The sequence below is a fragment of the Melaminivora alkalimesophila genome (genome assembly GCF_000282995.1).
GTDB lineage: Bacteria > Pseudomonadota > Gammaproteobacteria > Burkholderiales > Burkholderiaceae_C > Melaminivora > Melaminivora alkalimesophila.
Genome location: NZ_ALEE01000344.1, coordinates 1 through 6,516 on the forward strand (window position 1 = coordinate 1; position 6,516 = coordinate 6,516).

Sequence of the window (6,516 nt, forward strand, 5' to 3'; positions counted from 1 at the left end):
GGTCCGTCCGCCAGTACCTTCGCGCGACCAGCACCCCACCGGCGCCGGTCGCGCGGGCGCATCGGCGCGACGCGGCCCACCGGCCCCGCCCGCCCGCGCCAGATCCGGAAGCACAATACCCCGATGCTCGCCTTCATCCTCCGCCGCCTCGCGCAGGCCGTGATCGTCATGGTCACCGTGGCCTTCATCTCGTTCATGCTGTTCCAGTTCGTGGGCGACCCGGTGGTCTTCCTGCTGGGGCAGGACGCCACGCCCGAGCAGATCGTCGAGATGCGCGCCGCGCTCGGCCTGGACCAGCCCTTCATCGTCCAGTTCTGGCATTTCCTGGTGAACGCGGCGCAGGGCGAGTTCGGCCTGTCGCTGCGCCAGGGCGCCAAGGTCTCGCGCCTGATCGCCGAGCGCTTCCCGGCGACCCTGGAACTGGCGCTGGCGGCCGCCTTCATCGCCTTGCTGGTGGGCGTGCCGATGGGCGTGTACGCGGCCCTGAAGCGCGGCACCTTCCTGAGCCAGGTCTTCATGACCCTGTCGCTCTTGGGCGTGTCGCTGCCGACGTTTTTGATCGGCATCCTGCTGATCCTGGTGTTCTCCGTGACGCTGGGCTGGTTTCCCAGCTACGGGCGCGGGCCGACCACCGACCTGGGCTGGTGGAGCACGGGGCTGCTCACGGCCAAGGGCTGGCACCACCTGGTGCTGCCGGCCGTCACGCTGGCGATCTTCCAGCTCACGCTGATCATGCGCCTGGTGCGCGCCGAGATGCTGGAGGTGCTGCGCACCGACTACATCAAGTTCGCGCGCGCCCGCGGCCTCACGGACCGCGCCATCCACTTCGGCCATGCGCTCAAGAACACGCTGGTGCCCGTGATGACCATCACCGGCCTGCAGATCGGCGGGCTGATCGCCTTTGCCATCATCACCGAGACGGTGTTCCAGTGGCCCGGCATGGGCCTGCTGTTCATCCAGGCCGTGACCTTTGCCGACATCCCCGTGATGGCCGCCTACCTGTGCCTGATCGCGCTGATCTTCGTGGTCATCAACCTGGTGGTGGACCTGCTGTACTTCGCCGTCGACCCGCGCCTGCGCGTCTCGGGCAAGGGCGGGGGGCACTGACTTGAACGGCCACAGCCTGCAGCCGCAGCGCTACCGCGCCGGCGGGCGCGCCTTCGCGCACATCGCCCAGTTCCACTCCGAGCTGACCGCGCTGCGGCGCGACCTGCACGCCCATCCCGAGCTCGGCTTCGAGGAGGTCTACACCAGTGCCCGCGTGCGCGAGGCGCTGCGCGTGTGCGGCGTGGACGAAGTGCACGAGGGCATCGGCCGCACCGGCGTCGTCGGCGTGATCCACGGGCGCGGGCGCGGCAGCGGCGCCATGGTCGGCCTGCGCGCCGACATGGATGCCCTGCCCATGACCGAGCACAACGAGTTTCCCTGGCGCTCCTGCAGGAGCGGCCTGATGCACGGCTGCGGCCACGACGGCCACACCGCCATGCTGGTGGGCGCGGCGCGCTATCTCGCAGCCACGCGCGACTTCGACGGCACGGCCGTGCTGATCTTCCAGCCCGCCGAAGAGGGGCTGGGCGGCGCGCGCGTGATGATCGAGGACGGCCTGTTCGATCGCTGGCCGGTGCAGTCCGTCTACGCGATGCACAACTGGCCCGCCATGAAGCCGGGCACCGTCGGCCTGAACGACGGCCCGATGATGGCCGCGGCCGACCGCGTGACCATCGAGATCACCGGCCGCGGCGGCCACGGTGCCCACGCCTACCAGACGGTGGACGTGGTGCTGGTCGCGGCGCACATCGTCACGGCCGTGCAGAGCATCGTCGCGCGCAACGTGCGCCCGCTCGACAGCGCGGTGGTGAGCCTGTGCGCCGTCCAGGCCGGCGACCTGGGGGCCTTCAGCGTGCTGCCCGGCACGGCCACCCTGGTCGGCACCGTGCGCGCCTTCGACCCGGCCGTGCAGGACAAGGTGGCGCAGCGCATCCAGGAGCTGTGCAGCACCATCGCGCTGGGTTTCGGCGCCAGCGCCACCGTGCGCTACGAGCGCATCTACCCGGCCACCATCAACAGCGCCGCCGAGGCGCGCTTCGCGGGCGACGTGGCGGCCTCCCTGGTCGGCGAGGAGCAGGTCGAGCGCCGGCTCGAGCCGAGCATGGGCGCCGAGGATTTCTCCTTCATGCTGCAGGCCCGGCCCGGGGCCTACCTGCGCCTGGGCCAGGGCATGGGCGCCGGCCACAGCGCGCTGCACAGCAGCCGCTACGATTTCAACGACGAGATCCTGCCCCTGGGCGCGGCGCTGCACGCCAGCCTGGTCGAGCAGGCCATGCCCCTGGCCGGCGCCTGGGGACCTGCGCAGCAGCCCTGAACCCACCGGCGCCGCCCCACCGAGATTCCCCCACCATGATGCACACCCTCAGCCGCTGGTACGACAGCGACGTCGCCCACAGTTTCCGCACCTCCCCGGTGGCCATCGTGGCCGCGATCATCGCCCTGGTGTGCGTGGTCTGCGCGCTGTTCGCCGGCTGGGTCGCGCCGCACAATCCCTTCGACCTGTCCACGCTGGAACTGGGCGATGCGCGCTTGCCGCCCGCATGGATCGAGGGCGGCACCACCAAGTACCTCCTGGGCACGGACGACCAGGGCCGCGACATCCTCTCGGCGCTGATCTATGGCGCGCGCATCTCGCTGGTGGTGGGCCTGGCCTCGGTGGTGCTGTCGGTGGTGGTGGGCGTGGGCCTGGGCCTGTGGGCCGGCTTCGCAGGCGGCTGGGTCGATGGCGTGCTGATGCGCCTGTGCGACGTGATGCTGTCCTTCCCGGCCATCCTGATCGCGCTGCTGATCGCCGGCGTCGGCCGCGCGGTGTTCCCGAACGCGCCGGATTCGCTCGCCTTCGGGGTGCTGATCCTGTCGATTTCCCTGACCGGCTGGGTGCAGTACGCGCGCACCGTGCGCGGCAGCACGCTGGTGGAGCGCAACAAGGAATACGTGCAGGCCGCGCGCGTGACCGGCGTCGCGCCGCTGCGCATCATGCGCCGCCACGTGCTGCCGAACGTGCTGGGGCCGGTGATGGTGCTCGCCACCATCCAGGTCGCGACCGCCATCATCACCGAGGCCACCCTGTCTTTCCTCGGGGTCGGCGCGCCCCCGACCTCGCCCTCGCTCGGCACCTTGATCCGCGTGGGCAACGACTACCTGTTCTCGGGCGAGTGGTGGATCACGGTGTTCCCCGGCGTCATGCTGGTGCTGATCGCGCTGTCCGTGAACCTGCTGGGCGACTGGCTGCGCGATGCGCTCAACCCCCGCCTCCGTTGATCACAGGAGGCCTCTGCCATGTCCCTGCTTGAAGTCCAGAACCTGATCGTCGAATTCCCGGGCCGCCGCGGCACGCTGCGCGCGCTCGACGACGTGTCCTTTTCCATCGCCGCCGGCGAGATCCTTGGCGTGGTCGGCGAGTCCGGCGCCGGGAAGTCGCTTACCGGCGCCTCCATCATCGGGCTGCTGGAGCCGCCCGGGCGCGTCGCCGGCGGCCAGATCCTGCTGGAAGGCCAGCGCATCGACAACCTCGGCCACGAGCAGATGCGCCACATCCGTGGCCGGCGCATCGGCGCGATTTTCCAGGACCCGCTGACCTCGCTGAACCCGCTCTACACCGTGGGGCAGCAGCTCACCGAGACCATCCGCACGCACCTGCCGGTCTCGGCCGCCGAGGCGCGCGCGCGCGCCGTGCAGCTGCTCAAGGACACCGGCATCCCGGCCGCCGAGCAGCGCATCGACCACTACCCGCACCAGTTCTCCGGCGGCATGCGCCAGCGCGTGGTGATCGCCCTGGCCCTGGCGGCCGAGCCGCAGCTGATCGTCGCCGACGAGCCGACCACGGCGCTGGACGTATCCATCCAGGCGCAGATCATCCAGCTGCTGAAGAACATCTGCAAGACGCGCGGCGCCGCCGTCATGCTGATCACGCACGACATGGGCGTGATCGCCGAGACCTGCGACCGCGTGGCCGTGATGTACGCCGGGCGCGTGGCCGAGATCGGGCCGGTGCACGAGGTCATCAACCAGCCGGCGCACCCCTACACCGCCGGGCTGATGGCCTCCATCCCCGACATGGACAGCGAGCGCGAGCGCCTCAACCAGATCGACGGCGCCATGCCGCGCCTGAACGCCATCCCGCGCGGCTGCGCCTTCAACCCGCGCTGCCCGCAGGTCTTCGATCGTTGTCGCGTCGAGCGGCCCGACCTGATGCCGGCCGGCGCGACCCGGGCCGCGTGCTGGCTGCACGCCGCCGACCGCAAGGAGGCCGCATGAACGCCGCCGCACGACCCCTGGTGCAGGCGCACGACCTGGCCAAGACCTTCGACGTCTCCGCCCCCTGGCTCAACCGCGTGCTCGAGCGCAGGCCGCGCACGCTGCTGCAAGCCGTCGATGGCGTGAGTTTCGAGATCGAGCGCGGCCAGACGCTGGCCCTGGTGGGCGAGTCCGGCTGCGGCAAGAGCACGGTGGCCCGGCTGCTGGTGGGCCTGTACGCGCCCACGCGCGGCAGCTTCTTCTTCGACGGCGAGGACGCCCACGCCGCCTTCAAGGGCAGCAACGCCCGCGCCATGCGCCGCCGCATCCAGATGATCTTCCAGGATCCCTACGCCAGCCTGAACCCGCGCTGGAAGGTGGCCGACATCATCGCCGAGCCGCTGCGCGAGCATGGCATCCTGACCGACAAGGCCGCCCTGGCCGAGCGCGTCGGCCAGCTGCTGCAGTCCGTGGGCCTGTCGCCCCAGGACATGGCCAAGTACCCGCACCAGTTCTCGGGCGGGCAGCGCCAGCGCATCTCCATCGCCCGGGCGCTGGCCACCGAGCCGGAATTCCTGGTCTGCGACGAGCCCACCAGCGCGCTGGACGTGTCGGTGCAGGCGCAGGTGCTGAACATCATGAAGGACCTGCAGAGGAAGCAGGGCCTCACGTACCTGTTCATCAGCCACAACCTGGCAGTCGTGCGCCACGTGAGCGACCGCGTCGGCGTGATGTACCTGGGGAGGCTGGTGGAGCTGGCGGACAAGCAGCGCCTGTTTTCGGCGCCACGCCACCCCTACACGCGCATGCTGCTCGACGCCATCCCGAAGATGCACGACACCGGTCACGCGCGCACGCCGGTGCAGGGCGAGGTGCCCAATCCGCTCAACCCGCCCAGCGGCTGCGCCTTCAACCCGCGCTGCCCGTTTGCCAACGAGCGCTGCCGCAAGGAACGCCCGCAGCTGCTGGACGACGGCCACGGGACGCGCGTGGCCTGCCATGCGGTGGAGGAGGGGCGGGTCGACATGCCGGCCGCGGCTGCGTGAGCCGAACAGCGAAGGGAGCAACTGCAGCTCAGCGGGGCTCCCCATGAAAAAGGAGTCAGCGATGGTCATGGTCACCGATCCAGGGGCACGGTTTTTCTCCTGGTGCAGACAGCGAGCAGGGAGCGCCGCCGCACTGGCTCTGGCGGTTCTCCTGGCGGCATGCGCGGGCCCTCGTGCGATCCCCGAGGCGGGAGGGGACGGGGCCTTCCGCCTCACGATCCTGCACCTCAACGACCACCACTCCAACCTGCAGCCGCGCGCCGGCACGGTGCAGCTCGACGACGGCAGCGGGCAACGCGTGCCTGTGGCCATGGAAGTGGGCGGCTACGCGCGCGTGGTGTCGGCGCTGGAGGAGCTTTCCGCTGCGGCCGGTCCGAACGTGCTTCGGCTGCACGCTGGCGACGCCCTCACGGGCACCCTGTACTTCAACCGCGCCGGCGAACCGGGCGAGGCCGATGCGGCGCTCATGGATGTGGCGTGCTTCGATGCCTTCACCCTGGGCAACCATGAATTCGACAAGGGTGACTCGGCGCTCCGGGGTTTCGTCGAACGACTCGGCCGTGGGCGCTGCCCAACGCCGGTGCTCAGCGCCAATGTGCGCTTTGGCGCCCAGTCCGCCCTGCATCCCAGCCGTGCCCCAGACATGGTACGACCCTCGGTGGTGCTGCGGCGGGGCGGGCAGGACATCGGCATTGTCGGGGTCACCGTGGCGTACAAGACCAAGGTGTCGTCCTCGCCCGATGCGGACACGCAGTTCGACGATGAGGCGGCCGCCGTGCAGCGCGAGATCGACCGCCTGCAGGCGCGGGGCATCGACAAGATCATTGTCCTCAGCCACATTGGCCACGATGCCGATCTGCGCCTCGCGCGGGGCTTGCGCGGGGTGGACGTGATCGTCGGGGGCGACTCGCACACCCTCCTGGGCCCAGCGGCCATGGTGCAGGCAGGCATCGGTACGCCGACTGCCGACTACCCGGTGCGTATGCGGGGTGTCGAGGGGCAGCAGGTCTGCGTGGTGCAGGCGGCCGAATTCTCCCAAGTGCTGGGAGAGCTGCAGCTGAGTTTCGATGCGCGCGGCGAACTGTTGTCGTGCGAGGGCACGGCGCACATTCTGGTTGGGCAGTCCATGGAGGTGGACGGGCGGACCCCGGCGCCTGGGTTGTTCGAGCGGCTGGAGGCGAGCCGC

Annotated in this window: 6 protein-coding genes; all 6 read left to right on the forward strand. The window is 70.4% G+C overall.

Going from position 1 to position 6,516, the window contains the following annotated elements:
* The first annotated feature begins 123 nt into the window (after positions 1-123).
* Positions 124-1,107, forward strand: a complete 984-nt coding sequence (locus tag A612_RS06410; RefSeq protein ID WP_019373684.1) for an ABC transporter permease — start codon at positions 124-126, stop codon at positions 1,105-1,107.
* Between the two features lies 1 nt (position 1,108).
* Positions 1,109-2,362, forward strand: a complete 1,254-nt coding sequence (locus tag A612_RS06415; protein ID WP_019373685.1) for a M20 aminoacylase family protein — start codon at positions 1,109-1,111, stop codon at positions 2,360-2,362.
* Positions 2,363-2,397: 35 nt separating this feature from the next.
* On the forward strand, positions 2,398-3,309 hold the full coding sequence (locus A612_RS06420) for an ABC transporter permease (protein WP_019373686.1): 912 nt from the start codon (positions 2,398-2,400) through the stop codon (positions 3,307-3,309).
* A gap of 18 nt (positions 3,310-3,327) precedes the next feature.
* Positions 3,328-4,305, forward strand: coding sequence for an ABC transporter ATP-binding protein (locus tag A612_RS06425; protein WP_019373687.1), 978 nt, complete (start codon positions 3,328-3,330; stop codon positions 4,303-4,305).
* Positions 4,302-5,330 (forward strand): ABC transporter ATP-binding protein, encoded by a 1,029-nt coding sequence (locus A612_RS06430; RefSeq protein WP_019373688.1) that lies wholly within the window; start codon positions 4,302-4,304, stop codon positions 5,328-5,330. Before A612_RS06425 ends, A612_RS06430 begins: the two co-directional genes overlap by 4 nt.
* A 43-nt stretch (positions 5,331-5,373) precedes the next feature.
* On the forward strand, positions 5,374-6,516 hold a 1,143-nt coding region (locus tag A612_RS06435; RefSeq protein ID WP_241209525.1), incomplete at its 3' end, for a metallophosphoesterase.